Below are 16,546 nucleotides of genomic sequence, written 5' to 3'. Positions count from 1 at the left end.
CCTGCGCAGCGGCATTGGCATGACCTCCCAGCGTACGCGCGAGCGACTGATCCAGCGGCTGTATGAAGAAGGCGTATCGAACGCCAAGGTGCTGGAAGTGATCCGCCGCACGCCGCGTCATCTGTTTGTCGACGAGGCGCTGGCGCACCGCGCTTACGAAGACACCGCGCTGCCGATCGGCAACAACCAGACCATCTCCCAGCCTTATATGGTGGCGCGCATGAGCGAGCTGCTGCTGGAGGCCGGCCCGCTGGATAAAGTGTTGGAGATCGGCACCGGTTCCGGCTACCAGACGGCGGTGTTGTCGCAACTGGTTGAACGGGTGTTTTCCGTCGAGCGCATCAAGGTGTTGCAGGATCGCGCCAAGGAGCGTCTGGTCGAGCTGAACCTGCGTAACGTGGTGTTTCGCTGGGGCGATGGCTGGGAAGGCTGGCCAGCGCTGGCGCCCTACAACGGCATCATCGTCACCGCCGTCGCCACCGATGTACCGCAAGCTTTGCTGGATCAACTGGCCCCTGGTGGGCGCATGGTGATTCCGGTCGGCTCCGGTGAAGTGCAACAACTGATGCTGATCGTGCGCGAAGAACATGGCTTTTCCCGACACGTTTTGGGCGCTGTGCGTTTCGTGCCTTTGCTCAACGGGCCACTGGCCTGAGCATTTGCGAGCAGGCGCTGAATTCCTTTCAACGGCGCCGGTCTTACACCGGCAGCCAGAGTTTAAACGCAGCGTACTTGCCCCTGGCAAACGTGTGCGTCCGGTGATTTCGCTTCATTAAAGGTAAAGCCGTTTCGGCCCGTTATACTTGCGACACTTCATGCCGCAGTGCGGCATTCAGAATTTTCAGCCACCACAAAGGGAGCGGCGGGTGAGTCTCACAGTCATTGCGCAGCGTATGGGTAACACGAGCTTTCAGCGCCTGGTGACTGGCCTTGTCTTGAGCACCTTGCTGGTCGGTTGCTCCAGCACCAAATCGAGCAACGTACGGGTTGTCGATCGCAATAATTCGGTCGCGCAACGTCCGACCGTTACTACCGGACAATATGTAGTCCGCCCCGGCGATACCTTGTTTTCGATCGCCTTTCGTTACGGCTGGGACTACAAAACCCTCGCCGCCCGGAACAATATTCCTACGCCGTATACGATCCATCCGGGTCAGACAATTCGCTTCGACGGGCGCAGCGGTTCAACGCCGACAGCGGTGGTGAGCAACTCCAGTTCTTCAGCTTCTTCGTCGAGTAAAACCACGGTAATCCGGCGCCAGGCGAATGGCACCACAACCACTACAACCACCGGTTCCAAAGGGGTTGTACCGTCCGTCGCGAGCAAACCTGCACCCGCTCCACTGCCTCCGGCAGGCCCGGCCCCGACCGGCTGGGGATGGCCATCTAATGGCGTTCTGATTGGAAAATTCTCTTCAAACGGTAGTTTGAATAAAGGAATTGATATCGCCGGAGATTTGGGACAGCCTGTTTTAGCTGCGTCTGATGGGACGGTCGTATACGCCGGGAGTGGCTTAAGGGGCTACGGCGAATTGGTCATCATCAAACACAGCGAAACCTACGTCAGTGCTTACGGACATAACCGCAGGCTGTTGGTTCGGGAGGGGCAGCAGGTCAAGGTCGGACAGACAATTGCCGAAATGGGGTCAACGGGTACAGACCGGGTGAAACTGCATTTTGAGATTCGCCGCCAAGGTAAACCTGTGGATCCGCTGCAGTTCCTGCCAAGACGTTGATTTGTAGGCCAGCCTGTTCCGTCGCGTAGAGGGGACAGGCTCCAGCGTTGCCAAGGATAAAGGCGTCGCTTGAGCTTGGGGTCGAACTCACCAAAGGACTATAACAATGGCTCTCAGTAAAGAAGTGCCGGAGTTTGACATCGACGATGAGGTTCTCCTTATGGAGACCGGCATCGATTCGGATTCGATGTTGAATGATGAAGGGGCTGCTCCACCTTCCGTTCGTTCCAAATCCAGACACTCCGCCACACTCAAACAACATAAATACATCGACTACACTCGGGCACTTGATGCCACGCAGCTGTATCTCAACGAAATCGGCTTTTCCCCTCTGCTCTCCCCGGAAGAAGAAGTTCATTTTGCGCGCTTGTCGCAAAGTGGCGATCCGGCCGGGCGCAAGCGCATGATCGAAAGTAACCTGCGGCTGGTGGTCAAGATCGCCCGGCGTTACGTCAATCGGGGGCTGTCGCTGCTGGATCTGATCGAAGAGGGCAACCTCGGATTGATCCGCGCGGTGGAAAAGTTCGATCCCGAGCGCGGCTTCCGCTTCTCGACCTACGCTACGTGGTGGATCCGTCAGACCATCGAACGCGCGATCATGAATCAGACCCGGACCATCCGGTTGCCGATTCACGTGGTCAAGGAGCTCAACGTGTACCTGCGGGCCGCACGGGAGCTGACGCAAAAACTCGACCACGAACCTTCACCCGAAGAAATCGCCAACCTGCTGGAAAAACCGGTGGGCGAGGTCAAGCGCATGCTCGGCCTGAACGAACGGGTTTCTTCGGTCGACGTCTCGCTGGGTCCGGATTCGGATAAAACCCTGCTGGACACCCTCACGGATGATCGTCCTACCGATCCGTGCGAACTGCTGCAGGACGACGACCTGTCGCAGAGCATCGATCAATGGCTGTCGGAACTGACCGACAAGCAGCGCGAGGTGGTGATTCGCCGCTTCGGCCTGCGCGGTCACGAAAGCAGCACGCTGGAAGATGTCGGCCTGGAGATCGGTCTGACCCGCGAGCGGGTACGGCAGATCCAGGTGGAAGGCCTCAAGCGCCTTCGCGAGATCCTGGAGAAGAATGGCCTGTCGAGCGAGTCGCTGTTCCAATAAGCGCCTGATCGACCGCCCGCAAAAAGCCCCGGCTGATTCAATCAGTCGGGGCTTTTTGTTTATGCCTGTCTCGTGCATCGCGTTGTCGGGCGAGGTGCCAGACGAGTGGTCAGCATTTTCTGAGTTTGTAGTCTCGCGCTGTAAGCCTTTGCTTACTGTGTCGTAAGTGTTCGTTATTTTTACACTTCGGTGGAAGGCGATCGCGCTAACTTGCAGTGAGCAACCTTTTGATTTTGTTAATTATTTCGTAAATGTTATGTCCTTGTGACAGAGTGCGCGTACGCCGAGGGCCAATTGCTCGTCTCCAGAAACTCTCTAATATCTCAACTGTGTCGACGGACAGACACGCCCTTCATGGAAGAGGGGAACGGACATCGCAGGAGGCGATTCATCAGGACGATGAAAAGGACTACAGGGAATAGGGAAAAAATGTGGGCGGGTCATACCGCCCCTTTTTTCGTCTGCAGAAAAGTAAAACCTGCAAAAGCAAAAAGGCCCACAAGGGGCCTTTCAGTCGAGCGCGGGGTAGATCAGCGTTCGAGTTGTTTGATCTTGCCTTCGACACCATCCCACTCTTCGGCATCCGGCAGCGATTCTTTTTTCTCGGTGATGTTCGGCCAGATATCCGCCAGCTCGGCATTGAGCTCGATGAAGTTCTCCATGCCAGCCGGGATTTCATCTTCCGAGAAGATCGCCACAGCCGGGCATTCTGGTTCACACAGCGCGCAGTCGATGCACTCATCCGGGTGAATCACCAGGAAGTTCGGGCCTTCGTAAAAGCAGTCCACCGGACAGACTTCTACGCAGTCGGTGTACTTGCACTTGATGCAGTTGTCGGTGACGACGAAGGTCATTTCTAATTTTCTCCTCAGGCGGCGGCAGCGTTGCCCCTTCACGGTTGGGGTCGCCAGGTTCGGGAGCGATACTTGCTGACCAGGCTATGAGCCAGCAGCATCCCGAACCGCGCGAGATTCTAACAGCTTGAAGCGATTTGCGTTATATCCGCTTCTTCAGTGCTTATATCCGGTTCTTCAGTGCATAGAGCATTTCCAGCGCACGCCGTGGCGTCATGTCGTCCAGATCCACTTTCGCCAATTCGTCGAGTACCGGATGTGGCAGCGAGGCGAACATGTCGCTTTGCTGCGGTGTCGACGGCTTGCCCTTGGCTGCCGATTTCGGCGCTTCGTGGGGCAGGGCGGTGTCTTCCAGACGGCTCAGATGCTCGCGCGCGCGCAAGATCACTTCGCTCGGCACACCCGCCAGTTGTGCGACTGCCAAGCCATAGCTCTGACTGGCAGGCCCAGGCAGAACATGGTGCAGGAACACGATTCGTTCGTTGTGCTCGGTGGCATTGAGATGCACGTTAGCTACCAGAGGTTCGGCTTCCGGTAGCACGGTCAGTTCAAAATAGTGCGTAGCAAACAGGGTGTAGGCGCGCAGATGAGCCAAGCGCTCGGCCGCCGCCCACGCCAGCGACAGACCGTCGAAGGTGCTGGTACCGCGCCCGACTTCGTCCATCAGCACCAGACTGCGCTCGGTGGCGTTATGCAGGATGTTGGCGGTTTCGCTCATCTCGACCATGAAGGTCGAGCGACCACCGGCCAGATCATCGCTTGAGCCGATACGGGTGAAGATGCGGTCGACCAGCGACAACTCGCAACTGGCGGCCGGTACGAAACTGCCGATATGCGCCAGCAACACGATCAAAGCGGTTTGCCGCATGTAAGTGGATTTACCGCCCATGTTCGGGCCGGTGATGACCAGCATGCGCGTGTTGTCATCGAGGCTCAGGTCGTTGGCCACGAACGGCGTGGTCAGCACTTGCTCGACTACCGGGTGACGACCCTGGGTGATGCGCATGCACGGCTCGCTGACGAAACGCGGGCAGTTAAGGTCGAGGTTCAAGGCACGCTCGGCGAGGTTGCTCAGCACATCCAGCTCGGCCAATGCGCCGGCGGTGTCCTGCAGCGGTGGCAGCTGGCTGATCAAGTCTTCGAGCAGCGCTTCGTAAAGCATTTTTTCCCGAGCCAGCGCGCGACTCTTGGCCGACAGCGCCTTGTCTTCGAATTCTTTCAGCTCGGGCGTGATGAAACGCTCGGCGCCTTTGAGCGTCTGCCGGCGGATGTAGTCGGCCGGCGCCGATTCAGCCTGCTTGCTCGGCAGTTCGATGAAGTAGCCGTGGATACGGTTGTAGCCAACTTTTAGATTGGCCAGGCCAGTACGGGCCTTCTCCCGGGCTTCGAGATCGATGAGGAACTGGCCGGCGTTTTCGCTCAGCGATTGCAGTTCGTCGAGTTCACTGTCGTAACCGGTTTTCAGCACGCCGCCGTCACGGATCACCGCAGGCGGGTTATCGATGATGGCTTTGGCCAGCAGCGCCGCCAGTTCTGGATAGGTGCTGGTGGTGGCCGCCAGATGCTGCAGGTGCGGCGCTTCCAGCTCGGTCATCGCCACTTGCAGTTCGGGCAGCGCGCCGAGTGCATCGCGCAGACGCGCGAGGTCACGTGGTCGCGCGTTGCGTAGACCGATTCGCGCCAGGATCCGCTCGATGTCGCCGATTTCCTTGAGCTGCGGTTGCAGCTTTTCAAAACGGTAGCCGTCGAGCAGGCAGCGGATCGACGTCTGGCGGGCGAGCAGCACTGTGAGATCGCGCAACGGTCGATTCAACCACCGAGTGAGCAAGCGACTGCCCATGGCGGTCTGGCAGCGATCGACCACCGATTGCAGTGTGTTGTCGCGGCCGCCGGCCAGGTTAGTGTCCAGCTCCAGGTTGCGCCGGCTGGCGCCGTCGAGCACCACGGTGTCGTCGAGACGTTCGTGACGCAGGCTGCGCAAGTGGGGCAGGGCGGTGCGCTGGGTCTCTTTGGCGTAGGCAAGCAGGCAGCCGGCAGCGCCGATGGCCAGGGTCAGGTTTTCGCAGCCGAAGCCTTTCAGGTCTTGGGTGGAAAACTGCTGGCAGAGACTTTTCAGCGCCGAATCACGCTCGAAATCCCACGGCGCACGACGACGTACGCCACGGCGCTTTTCCGCCGGCAGGTCTTTTGGCCAGTCATCCGGAATCAACAGTTCCACCGGGTTGACCCGCTCCAGTTCCGCCAGCAGGTTTTCCCAGCCTTTGATCTCAAGCACGGTGAAGTTGCCGCTGGTGATATCCAGCACCGCCAGACCGAACAGACGCTCATCGCCCAATACAGCTGCGATCAGGTTATCGCGGCGTTCATCCAGCAGCGCCTCGTCGCTGACTGTCCCCGGCGTGATGATCCGTACGACCTGGCGCTCCACCGGGCCTTTGCTGGTGGCCGGGTCGCCGACCTGCTCGCAAATCACCACCGACTCGCCGAGCTTGACCAGTTTCGCCAGGTAACCTTCCGCCGCGTGGTAAGGAATCCCACACATCGGAATCGCCTGACCCGCCGACTGCCCGCGCGCGGTCAGGGTGATGTCCAGCAACTTGGCGGCTTTCTTCGCATCTTCGTAGAAGATTTCGTAGAAATCGCCCATGCGATAGAACATCAGCTGGTCCGGGTGCTGATTCTTCAGGCGCCAGTATTGCTGCATCATCGGAGTGTGGGAGGACAGGTCGGAGACGGCTTTATTCATCGGATTGTCGGGCAACTCGTTAAAAGATGTAGGGCAAAGCGCGGGCATTGGCCGGGCTTTTCCGCGATGGGCGCAAGGTTACCATGGGCAGTCAGCCCGACGCAGGCACTGCTGTCGGGTGAGCCTTTGCTTGTGGAGAAAAGTTGATCTATGCACGATTTATGCAAATCAGCATTTGTCATCGGGAAAAACTTCAAGCACTATGCGCGTTATGCAAAAACGCAACGTTTCCTCCGTCTTAAGAGCACTGCTCGACCAGCACGGGATCTCCCCCACGGAGCTCCACCGTCGCACCGGCGTGCCTCAATCAACGCTCTCGCGGATTCTCAGCGGGAAGATTGTCGATCCTTCGGATAAACACATCTCGAAGATCGCTGAATATTTCAACGTCAGCACCGATCAGTTGCGCGGGCGCGCGGATGTCGCACCAACGGCGGCCGGCACTCGCGCTGACGTGCATGCGGAACTCAAGGACATAAGCCTGTGGGACGACGACACGCCCGTCGATGACGACGAGGTGTCGGTGCCCTTTCTACGCGAGGTTGAATTGGCTGCTGGATCAGGAAGATTCGTCATCGAAGAGAGCGAGCGCTCTAGCCTGCGCTTCGGCAAGCGCAGCCTGCGCCACAACGGCGTGCAATTCGACCAGGCCAAATGCGTGACGGTGCGCGGCAACAGCATGTTGCCTGTTCTTCGCGATGGCGCCACCGTCGGCGTCAACGCCGGCAAGTGCGGCATCGGCGACATCATCGATGGCGATCTGTATGCGATCAATCACAACGGCCAGCTGCGCGTGAAACAACTCTATCGCCTGCCCACCGGCATCCGTCTGCGCAGCTTCAATCGCGACGAGCATCCGGACGAGGACTATAGCTTCCAGGAAATCCAGGAAGAGCAGATCGTCATCCTCGGTCACGTCTTCTGGTGGGGCATGTACGCCCGCTAACTCTCGTTCATCCAACTGAAACCTGCCCCTCGGCAGGTTTTTTTTCGCCTGCACAAATCTCCCCACCCCTTGGCCCGCTTGGGTTTCATGCATAGGCGCAAATTTAATGCATAAATAAATGCATTTACGCATTGACTGTATATGCATCCATGCATATTCTTGCCACCAAGCCGCTCGACAAAGCGGCTGGCAAGACAAGCTCTTTAGTTCCACAAGAACAGGCAGCGATGAACCGGCCTCAACGGTTCAGAGGGTTGGCAACTGACCCGGGTGTGCAGCGTAAAGCACCAGAAGCAGTTATCCGGCGGGCAGGGACCGCGGTCGGAAAAACAATCTGAATGGACTCGTACCGCGCCAGTAGCGCCGAAAAGTCAGCTTCCTTCTCGAACACAGGATTGGAAGGAAGGCGAAGGAGCGCATTACTGAAAAGCCCGGTGTACAAGCGCCGGGCTTTTTGGAATGCCTGCCTCAAGAGAAACCGTTTGAACCAACCCATCACTCATCAATCACCCACGGAGGCGTGACATGACAAACGAGCAACAAGCGTTGGCGGACATGCCGATCTGGCTGGTCATCCTCCTCGCTGTCGTCGGCGGGGTGTCCGGCGAAATGTGGCGCGCCGACAAGGAGGGCGCACGCGGCTGGTCGCTGGTGCGGCGTCTGGCTCTGCGTTCCGGCGCCTGCATGATCTGCGGGGTGTCGGCAATCATGCTGCTGTACGCCGCTGGCATGTCGATCTGGGCCGCTGGTGCGTTTGGCTGCCTGACCGCCATGGCCGGCGCCGATGTCGCCATCGGCCTTTACGAGCGCTGGGCGGCCAAGCGCATCGGCGTCTGTGAAGTGCCCCCGCGCGACCAGCCTTAACCCTGAATATTTTTCCGTGCCGCCATGTCGGCGTCAGGGCTGCACGTGGACGAATGAAAAGGAGGTCATGTATGCCCACACCGATCCAGCAGCCGTCGCAACTGTTCACAACCATCGCGACGACACTGCGCAACACCGCCGGTCTCAACCTCAATGTCGGTAGTCACGCTGATTTCACAGCGGCGGGCGCTCAAGCCTGGGTACTGATCGACTTTGCCCGAAATGCGTCCGGCGTGCGTGGCGCTGATGGGCGTATCGCTCATGTAATGACGTTGTCACTGCAAGTTATCCCGGCGCTTTCTGCGACCGCTTTTGCAGCGTGCGATCTGATCGCCGTGCTGAAAAACCTGATCACCGACAACCGCTGGGGATTGCCCGGCGATCAATGCGATCTGCCCCTGAATATCGATGGCTTGCCATCGTTGCTTATCAGTGCTGATCAACAATACAAAGCCTGGACCCTGACCTTCGAGCAGACGCTCTACCTCGGCACGACCCTGCTCGACGATCCACTGGGCATGCCGAAATTCGCTCGCACCTGGGAAGTCAGCAACATCGACGACCCGGACCAGTACACCGCGCTGGAGGGCTGACCGATGTTCGATGCATTACTGCGCATGCAACTCGGCCCGATCATTGAGCGTCTGGCGGAAATGGAAGCGGAAATCGAAGACTTGCACCGCCGCGCCGAGAGTTTCTGTCGCATTGGCATCTGCCAGTCAATTGATGCGGCGAGCAATACATGCCAGGTCAGCCATGGTGGATTGCTCACCCCGGCGATCAAGTTCTTCAACCCTAGCGCCGGTGCGCAAAGCGAATCGCGCATCCCCACGGTGGGCGAGCAGTGCCTGCTGTTCAACTATGGCAGCGGTGAAAGCGGTGCGCAGACTGTGGCGTTGTTCGGCTTGAACAGTGACCGTTTCCCCCCGGCCTCGACTGTGCCGACGCTGACCCGTCGGGTACATCAGGACGGCAGCGAAAGCGGTTACGACGACGCCAGCCACGCCTTGCACTGGCTCAACGGACCCGCGCAATTCAACGGGTCTCGCGAGTCGCTCGAACTGAGCATCGGCCCTGCACGTCTGGCCATGACGCCACAACTGATCACCCTGCAACTGGGCGCCGTCGGCCTGAGCATCGACGCCTCGGGCGTGCACTTCAGCGGCCCCTTGGTCGATCACCAGGGCCGCGTCATCAGCCCCTGATTCAAGAGCCTCCCATGATCGGAATCGATAGAGAAAGCGGGGCCACGGTCGACGACTGGCTGCAATTCGTGCAGCGCGCGACCCGAGCCCTGACCACACCGCTGGGCACCCGGCAGAAACGACCTTTGTACGGTTCGCTGATTCCCACTCTCCTCGGGCAGAACCTCGGTGACGACATTCTGCTTCTGGCACAGAGCCACGCCGCGCAAGCGTTCTACAACTCGCAAAACGGCATCGACGATTTTCAGCCGCAAGTAATTGTCGCCAGTCGTTACGGCGACGGCCTGCTGCTGCGCTTCGCCGGCACCTGGAAAAACCGCCAACAAACCTTCGAGGTGCTGACATGAGCATGCTGATCCCTGGCCAGAATCAGCTGGCCGAACCCGCGCTGATCACGGTCGGAGCGTTCGAAGACTTGCTCGCCGAGTTCAAGACTTTCGTCATCGAATACGTGGGGGCTCGCTCGCCGGCCAGCGCCGTGAAACTAAAGGCGAGTCTGGAAAACGAAAGCGAATTGCTGACCCTCGCGCTGGAAGCGTTCTGCGTGCGTCTGCAAACCCATGAGCGTAAATACAATGCACGTATCAAGCAGATGCTGGCGTGGTGGGCGACCGGGAGCAATCTCGATGCGCGGCTGGCGGATATGGGCTTGGAGCGGCAATTGCTCGATCCCGGCGACCCGGCGGCATTTCCGCCAGTGCCGGCGATTTATGAAAGTGATGACGACGCTCGGTTGCGTTATTACCTGGCACCTCATGCACCGGCGGCGGGTTCGCGGATGCAGTATCGCCGCGAGGTGTTCACCCTCGGCGAGCGGCCCACGGTGCAGGTTGAGTCCACTGATTCCGGCGTGGTAAACGTCACCTACACCTTCGATCCCGACGGCCTCGCCGCGCAGGTCAAGGATGGCAACGGGCGTCGCACTGCGCCGGGCGAAGTGCAAGTCACCGTGCTTTCTCGAGACGGCGATGGCACGCCTTCCGAAGCGTTGCTCGAGGGCGTCCGTCAGCACTTTGCTCGTCCAGACGTGCGCCCGGAAACTGATCTCGTTACCGTCAAGGCTGCCGAGATCCAGCGCTACAAAATCCGCGTTGTCGCCAAGATCAATTCCGGCCCCGACTCGGGCCTGACCAAGGTCGCGGCGCAAGCACAATTGCAAGCGTATGCCGACAGTTGCCATCGCCTCGAAGGCCGGGTCGATCCGAGCTGGATCGACTACACGCTGCACAGCGCCGGCGCCGTGCAACTGCAGATTCTCGAACCGCTGGCGCCGATCGTGACCACCGCGTTTCAGGCGCCGTATTGCACAGCGGTCGAAGTTGAGGTGCTGACGCTATGAGTGAACAAACTCAGCGGCCGACCTTGCTGCCGGCCAACAGCTCGGCCCTTGAGCGCGGACTGGATCTGGGCTTCGGCGCCTTGCTCGATCGCATCACGCCGCCGTTTCCCGAACTGATGAATCCCAGCGAAACGCCGGTGGCCTTCCTGCCTTATCTGGCTGCCGATCGTGGCGTCGCCGAATGGAGCACTGATGCGCCGGTGGCGGAGAAGCGCCTCACCGTCGAACTCGCCTGGCCCACCGCGCGCCAGGCCGGCACTCGCAAGGCCCTGGAAAACGCCGCCAAGGGTTTGCAATTAAGACCCGAGATCCGCGCCTGGTACGAACAGACACCGCCCGGCGCGCCGTACAGCTTTTCCGTGCGTGCCTTCAGCGACCAACCCTACAGCGAAGAAATCGATGCACGTCTCGACCGCCGTTTGGCTGATGCCAAAAGCGAACGCGATGTGCTGACGGTCTCGGTCGGCTTGAGCGCGTTCGGCAATCACGTCATCGGCGCCGCGACGTTTTGCGGCGAACTGACCACGGTTTATCCGGTGTTCATCGAAGGCCTTGAAACCTCTGGCGGGGCATTTATGGCCGCTGCGTTGTACACCGTCGAAACATCCACTATTTATCCTCAGGGGGCCTGAATGGCTGACTATTACACCCTGCTCACCAACGCAGGGATTGCCTACGAAACGGCGTGTAAAGCCGCGGGCACGCCGATCAAGTTGACGCAGATATCCGTCGGCGACGGCGGCGGCACGGTCTACAACCCGGCCGCGACCGCCACTGCGCTGAAACGCGAAGTCTGGCGCGGGCCGCTCAATGCGCTGTTCCAGGACGAGAAAAACCCGAGCTGGCTGCTCGCCGAAGTGACTATTCCGCCGGATGTTGGCGGCTGGTATGTGCGCGAAGCAGGGCTGTGGACCGACACCGGCATTCTCTACGCCATCGTCAAATACCCGGAGTCGTTTAAACCGGTGCTGGCGACGTCGGGATCGGGCAAAGAGTTTTACATTCGCTCGATTTTCGAAACGAGCAATGCGTCTCTGGTGACGTTGTTGATTGATGACACGGTGGTTAAGGCTACGCGTGCCTGGGTCATGAGTTATCTGGCCGAAGAACTCGGCAAGCTCGATGGCAAGCAGTCGGTGCGCGTCGCTGCCACCGGCAATGTCGTGTTGAGCGGAGCCCAGCAGGTTGATGGTGTTGCCGTGGTGGCCGGCGATCGCGTGCTGTTGCCGAGCCAGACGCTGGCCAAGGACAACGGTCTGTGGATTGTTGCCAATGGCGACTGGGTGCGGGCCACCGATGCCAACAGCAGCGCCAAGGTTACGCCGGGTCTTACGGTCATGGTGGAGGAGGGCGTAGCGAATGGAGATTCGCTGTGGCACCTGACCACCAATGCGCCGATCACCCTCGGCACCACCGCGCTGCAATTCAAGATGCTCGCCGGGCGAACCGGGATTGCTGCCGGGACTTACAAGAGTCTGACCGTTGATGAATACGGTCGGGCGACAGCAGGTGCGAATCCGCAAACGTTGGCTGGGTTCGGCATCACCGACGCCCTCGGGATCAATAGCACAGCGGTTGCCGCTCGCAAGCTTGAAACGGCGCGCAGCATTGCCATTTCCGGCGCGGCTAGCGGTAGCACTTCGTTTGACGGCTCGGCAAACGCCAACATTTCACTAGCGTTGGCCGACTCGGGCGTTTCTGCCGGCACTTACACAAAAATTGCCGTTAATGCCAAAGGGTTGGCTACCAGCGGCGGGAACCTGATCGCATCGGATGTTCCCGCTCTGGACTGGAGCAAAATCAGCTCAGGAAAACCCAATACGTTGGCGGGCTACGGAATTGTCGATAGCTATACTCAAGGCCAGACCAACAGCGTTGTCAGCAGTGCTTTTGCGAACTTCTCTGCGCCTAACCTCCAGGTTCCAGCATTTATCAACGGCTTCACCGACAATCATTCCTCTCGATACTGGAGAGCCAATGGCAATATCTATGTGAGCCTCGATGTTGCTCGCTGGGTCAGTAGCGGTAGCGATGCATTGGTCATGTTCACGCTTCCACCAGGCTTTCGCCCCCTCAGCAGAATGAGCGGCGCAGGCGGTTGGGCGACCAGTGCTCAGCTTGGGTTCGGTTTGTTGTCATGGCGCGTGGAAACCACGGGCGAGGTCGTCCTGGATTACTCGATTGGATCCACGTCGGGTGTGGGTGGTTATCGCTGCCAATTCAGTTTCTGTGTCCAAGCGGCTTAAGGGGGCAACATGATTTTTGTCATTGATCAAACCGGGCGATTTCTCTATGCCACAGATACCCCGGGCGGGGCCGTAAATTGGACGGCTGTCCAATTGCCTCAACCTTGCTGGAATCCACGATTCAAAGGTGAGCGAATCAGTGATACCGGCGAGTGGAAAGGCCAATGGGAGCATGACGGTGAGCCTTTGCCTACCGCCGCTGACCTGTGCGCGAGGATTGATAACTTCGCCGACCAAGCGCGGCGGATTGCTGCCGGCGATCCATTCCGGGCGGTCGAACATGAACAAGCGGCGGCCGAAGCGCAAGCATTCAAAGACGCTGGCTATCCCGAAGATGTGGTACCACGCAGCGTTGCTGCCTGGGCAATCTCGGGCCGCACGCCTCAGGAGGCGGCCGACGGTATCCTGATCGAGGCCACCAGGTACGCGGAGGTCCTTTACTTGATCCGCGAAAGACGTCTGGAGGCGAAAGAACTGGTCAAGGCCAATATTGCAGTTGGTGCAATCGATGAAGCACGACAGATCGTCGACAAAGCAATCAAGGCTATTCAAGCGACTGTTGCTGGCATTGAGCGTGCGCAGGGTTAAAGGTGCGCGTCGTACGTTTTCAGTTCCGCATAGCGAATAGTCCGAGGGGCCTGGATCCGTGAACTCATTACCCAGACGGATCCTGGTACTGCAGGTACCAGCCCACTCGGCCTCAACCGGCACCTCATGAAACGCCCCGCCTATCGGGGCGTTTAATTTGACGGCCAAAACATTCAACACCCGCCAAGCCCCTCCCCACGAGGGGCTTTCCCGTTTATGGAGAAACGAAAAATGGCAACCCGCCAAACCTACACCGTGCTCGTCCCATTCCCCACCGGCGGTGGGCACTGGTCGAGCGTTGGTCAAGAACTCGATCTGCTCGATGTCGAGGCCAGTGCCTTGCACTTTGCCGGTCGACTTGAGCCGAAAACCCCTATCACCCAGGCCAAAAAGGCCGCTGCCAAGAAGGCTGACTGAACATGGCTGAGGTTCTGAACTTCGAGCACAACGGCATTACCGTCAATGCCACCGAATCCCCCGAGGCCATGGGTGGCCTGGGTGACAACGTTATCGGTCTGGTCGGCACTGCGCCGAAAGCCGATCCGCTGATTCCGCGAAACGCGCCGTTTCGCATCAACAGCTTCACCACCCATGCGCTGCTCGATCCGACCGGGTCGGAAGAGGGCACGCTGTATCACGCGGTTTACCAGATCCTCAAAGTGGTCAAGGTGCCGGTGTACGTAGTCATCGTCGAAGCAGGCGCGACGCCGGCCGACACGGTCAACAATGTGATCGGCGGTGTCGAGCCGGCCACGGGCCGCAAGCTCGGTCTGGCGGCGCTGGGCAGTGTCCCGGAAGACCTGACCATCATCGGCGCGCCGGGCTTCACCGGCAGCAAAGCGGTGGCCGGTGAGTTCGCCGCGTTCGGCAAGCGCATCAAGGCCCGCGTGGTGCTGGACGGCAAGGATGTGTCGGTGGCCGATCAGGTGCTGTACAGCCAGGAACTCGGCGGCGCCGAACTCGGTTTCGACCGTTGCCTGGTGGTGCACAACATGCCCGCCGTGTATTCGAAGGCTGCGAAGAAAAACGTCTTCCTGTCGCCCTCCAGTCTGGCGATTGCCGCGCTGGCCAAGGTCAAGCAGTGGGAGAGCCCGGGCAACCAGGTGACCTTCGCCGAAGACGTTTCGCGGGTCGTCGAGTACAACATCCTCGACACGTCCACCGAAGGCGATCTGCTCAACCGTTACGGCGTCAGCTACTACGCCCGCACCGTGCTTGGCGGCTTCTCGCTGCTGGGCAACCGCTCGATCACCGGCAAGTTCATCAGCTACGTCGGCCTCGAAGATGCGATCAGCCGCAAGCTGGTCAAGGCCGGCCAGAAAGCCATGGCCAAGAACCTCACCAAATCCTTCATGGATCAAGAGGTCAAGCGCATCAACGACTGGCTGCAGACCCTGGTCGCCGACGAAACCATTCCCGGCGGCAGCGTGTATCTGCACCCGGAACTCAACAGCGTCGAGAAGTACAAGAACGGCACCTGGTACGTGGTCATCGACTACGGCCGCTACGCGCCGAACGAACACATGGTTTATCAACTCAACGCCCGCGATGAAATCATCGAGCAGTTCCTGGAGGACGTTCTCTAATGTTTACCAACCGCGTAAGACAGGCCATCGCGGCCACCCTGCAAGGCCTGCCGTTGTCGGCGACCGTTGAGGAATTCACCCCGCCGAAAATCGAATTCGACATGGAAGAGATGCGCGGCGGGCGCTTCATCGTCGAAGAAATGGCCAAGGGCGGCAAAGCGCTCGGCGCCAAGCTGACCCTGCAAGGCCTCGGTGCCGAAGTACTGCTGGCGCTGGGCGTGAAGCTCGGCGACGACATTCTGCTGAACGTGCGTGAAGCCGGTCAGGATCAGGATGGCAACACCTGGTTCACCTACCACACCGTCGGCGGCCAGTTGAAATCCCTTGAGGAAACCGCAGTGAAAATGGGCGAGAAGCCCAAGACCAATCTGGAACTGTCCTGCCGCACCTACAACCGCCTTGAAAACGGCGTGCCGGTGATCGACATCGACGTGCGCACGCAAAAGTTCGTGCTCAACGGCGTCGACATCCTTGGTGATGCACGGCGCGCGGTGTTGATGCCGTAAACCTCGGTTTACCGGCAAATCACAAAACCCTGTGGGAGCGAGCCTGCTCGCGAAAGCGGTCATTCAGTTATATCAATTTCGAATGTGCCAAAGCCTTCGCGAGCAGGCTCGCTCCCACAGTGGATCTAAACGAATCACCAAGGAATTCATACATGCCGTGGATGCCACCCCAACACGAACTGCTGTCGCCGATCACCGGCGACGATGGCTCGCAGATCGAATCGATCCAGCTCAAACCGCTGCTCTACGCCGCACAGAAAGAAGCGCTGGAACGCGCCGGCGATGACGAAGACGATCAGTTCTTCGAGCTGGCGCTGCTCGCCACCGGCCTGTCGGTCAAGGAACTCGATCAGCTCAAACGCCCGGACTACGTGAGCATCGCCCAGTACGTCCATGAGATGTCGACCCGGCCGAGTTCGTACTTTCTCGACCAGATCGAGGACGCGGAGAAATTCGACGATCCCGATCAAGTGCAATTGCTGCAACCGCTCGCCGTCACCGGCCGCACCGTCGACTCGCTGAGCCTGGAAATGCCCGTGCTGCGCGCCACCAAAGTGATGAAGAAACTGAAAACGGCCAAGGAACGCGCCGAATTCATCACCGCCCACTGCACCGGCCTGATGATCCCCGATCTGGCCCAGCTCACCGTCCCGGACTGGACGCAATTGCAGGTGCGCATCGACGATTTTTTAAACCAGCCGGCGGCCTACTTTCGGAACGTGACATCGAAGTAATCCTCGATATCGTCCCGCTCATTTACCCGGTAAGTGAGGCGGAGATTCTGGAATGGGACGCCGAAAAGGCGTTGCGCCGCTA

The 16,546-nt window shown here is 59.3% G+C and carries 18 protein-coding genes; 16 read left to right on the top strand and 2 right to left on the bottom strand.

The features are described 5' to 3' along the window. Positions 1-19 precede the first annotated feature (19 nt). From AAEZ10_RS20615 to rpoS, 3 genes are all read left to right on the top strand, one after another. Positions 20-655 (top strand): protein-L-isoaspartate(D-aspartate) O-methyltransferase, encoded by a 636-nt coding sequence (locus AAEZ10_RS20615; RefSeq protein ID WP_160768345.1) that lies wholly within the window; start codon positions 20-22, stop codon positions 653-655. 211 nt (positions 656-866) lie between these two features. Beyond that, complete coding sequence (locus AAEZ10_RS20610) at positions 867-1,736, top strand: peptidoglycan DD-metalloendopeptidase family protein (RefSeq protein ID WP_073476023.1); 870 nt, start codon at positions 867-869, stop codon at positions 1,734-1,736. Positions 1,737-1,842: 106 nt separating this feature from the next. Next, positions 1,843-2,850, top strand: a complete 1,008-nt coding sequence (gene rpoS, locus AAEZ10_RS20605; RefSeq protein WP_016771451.1) for an RNA polymerase sigma factor RpoS — start codon at positions 1,843-1,845, stop codon at positions 2,848-2,850. 530 nt (positions 2,851-3,380) lie between these two features. Here the strand turns inward: rpoS and fdxA are convergent. After that, positions 3,381-3,704: a ferredoxin FdxA gene (gene fdxA / locus AAEZ10_RS20600; protein ID WP_125918009.1), complete on the bottom strand. Its 324-nt coding sequence runs from the start codon at positions 3,702-3,704 to the stop codon at positions 3,381-3,383. A 163-nt stretch (positions 3,705-3,867) separates the two neighbouring features. Next, complete coding sequence (gene mutS, locus AAEZ10_RS20595; protein WP_122704937.1) at positions 3,868-6,450, bottom strand: DNA mismatch repair protein MutS; 2,583 nt, start codon at positions 6,448-6,450, stop codon at positions 3,868-3,870. Positions 6,451-6,652: 202 nt separating this feature from the next. Between mutS and AAEZ10_RS20590 the strand changes: the two genes are divergently transcribed. The 13 genes from AAEZ10_RS20590 (at position 6,653) to AAEZ10_RS20530 (ending at position 16,464) form a co-directional block, all read left to right on the top strand. Further along, positions 6,653-7,396, top strand: coding sequence for a LexA family transcriptional regulator (locus AAEZ10_RS20590; RefSeq protein WP_056783238.1), 744 nt, complete (start codon positions 6,653-6,655; stop codon positions 7,394-7,396). A 525-nt stretch (positions 7,397-7,921) separates the two neighbouring features. After that, on the top strand, positions 7,922-8,260 hold the full coding sequence (locus AAEZ10_RS20585) for a phage holin family protein (protein ID WP_024011844.1): 339 nt from the start codon (positions 7,922-7,924) through the stop codon (positions 8,258-8,260). A gap of 71 nt (positions 8,261-8,331) precedes the next feature. Next, a complete protein-coding gene (locus tag AAEZ10_RS20580; protein ID WP_350570768.1) occupies positions 8,332-8,853 on the top strand; it encodes a hypothetical protein in 522 nt (173 codons plus the stop codon). Positions 8,854-8,856: 3 nt separating this feature from the next. Next, a complete protein-coding gene (locus AAEZ10_RS20575; protein WP_122704941.1) occupies positions 8,857-9,465 on the top strand; it encodes a phage baseplate assembly protein V in 609 nt (202 codons plus the stop codon). Positions 9,466-9,479: 14 nt separating this feature from the next. Next, positions 9,480-9,812, top strand: a complete 333-nt coding sequence (locus AAEZ10_RS20570; RefSeq protein WP_073476009.1) for a phage baseplate protein — start codon at positions 9,480-9,482, stop codon at positions 9,810-9,812. Then, on the top strand, positions 9,809-10,804 hold the full coding sequence (locus AAEZ10_RS20565) for a baseplate J/gp47 family protein (RefSeq protein ID WP_350570766.1): 996 nt from the start codon (positions 9,809-9,811) through the stop codon (positions 10,802-10,804). Before AAEZ10_RS20570 ends, AAEZ10_RS20565 begins: the two co-directional genes overlap by 4 nt. Further along, the gene (locus AAEZ10_RS20560) at positions 10,801-11,436 is read left to right on the top strand and encodes a phage tail protein I (protein WP_350570764.1); all 636 of its coding nucleotides are present in this window, start codon (positions 10,801-10,803) and stop codon (positions 11,434-11,436) included. The genes AAEZ10_RS20565 and AAEZ10_RS20560 overlap by 4 nt, the downstream gene beginning before the upstream one ends. Further along, entirely contained in the window at positions 11,437-13,050 is a 1,614-nt protein-coding gene (locus AAEZ10_RS20555) for a phage tail protein (protein ID WP_350570762.1), read from the top strand. It abuts the gene before it with no gap. Between the two features lie 9 nt (positions 13,051-13,059). Beyond that, entirely contained in the window at positions 13,060-13,638 is a 579-nt protein-coding gene (locus AAEZ10_RS20550) for a phage tail protein (protein ID WP_237143809.1), read from the top strand. 231 nt (positions 13,639-13,869) lie between these two features. After that, positions 13,870-14,055 (top strand): hypothetical protein, encoded by a 186-nt coding sequence (locus AAEZ10_RS20545; RefSeq protein ID WP_039762525.1) that lies wholly within the window; start codon positions 13,870-13,872, stop codon positions 14,053-14,055. Positions 14,056-14,057: 2 nt separating this feature from the next. Then, positions 14,058-15,224, top strand: coding sequence for a phage tail sheath protein (locus tag AAEZ10_RS20540; RefSeq protein ID WP_110645911.1), 1,167 nt, complete (start codon positions 14,058-14,060; stop codon positions 15,222-15,224). Continuing rightward, positions 15,224-15,730, top strand: a complete 507-nt coding sequence (locus tag AAEZ10_RS20535) for a phage major tail tube protein (RefSeq protein ID WP_039762530.1) — start codon at positions 15,224-15,226, stop codon at positions 15,728-15,730. The genes AAEZ10_RS20540 and AAEZ10_RS20535 overlap by 1 nt, the downstream gene beginning before the upstream one ends. Positions 15,731-15,882: 152 nt before the next feature. Further along, a complete protein-coding gene (locus AAEZ10_RS20530; RefSeq protein ID WP_110645912.1) occupies positions 15,883-16,464 on the top strand; it encodes a phage tail assembly protein in 582 nt (193 codons plus the stop codon). Positions 16,465-16,546 lie beyond the last annotated feature (82 nt).

Origin of the sequence: Pseudomonas sp. H26/SER47-MNA-CIBAN-0231 (assembly GCF_040310465.1) — a bacterium.
Classification (GTDB): Bacteria; Pseudomonadota; Gammaproteobacteria; order Pseudomonadales; family Pseudomonadaceae; genus Aquipseudomonas; species Aquipseudomonas atacamensis.
Note: the sequence above shows the minus strand (reverse complement) of the source record. Positions and strands in the feature narration are given on the sequence as shown.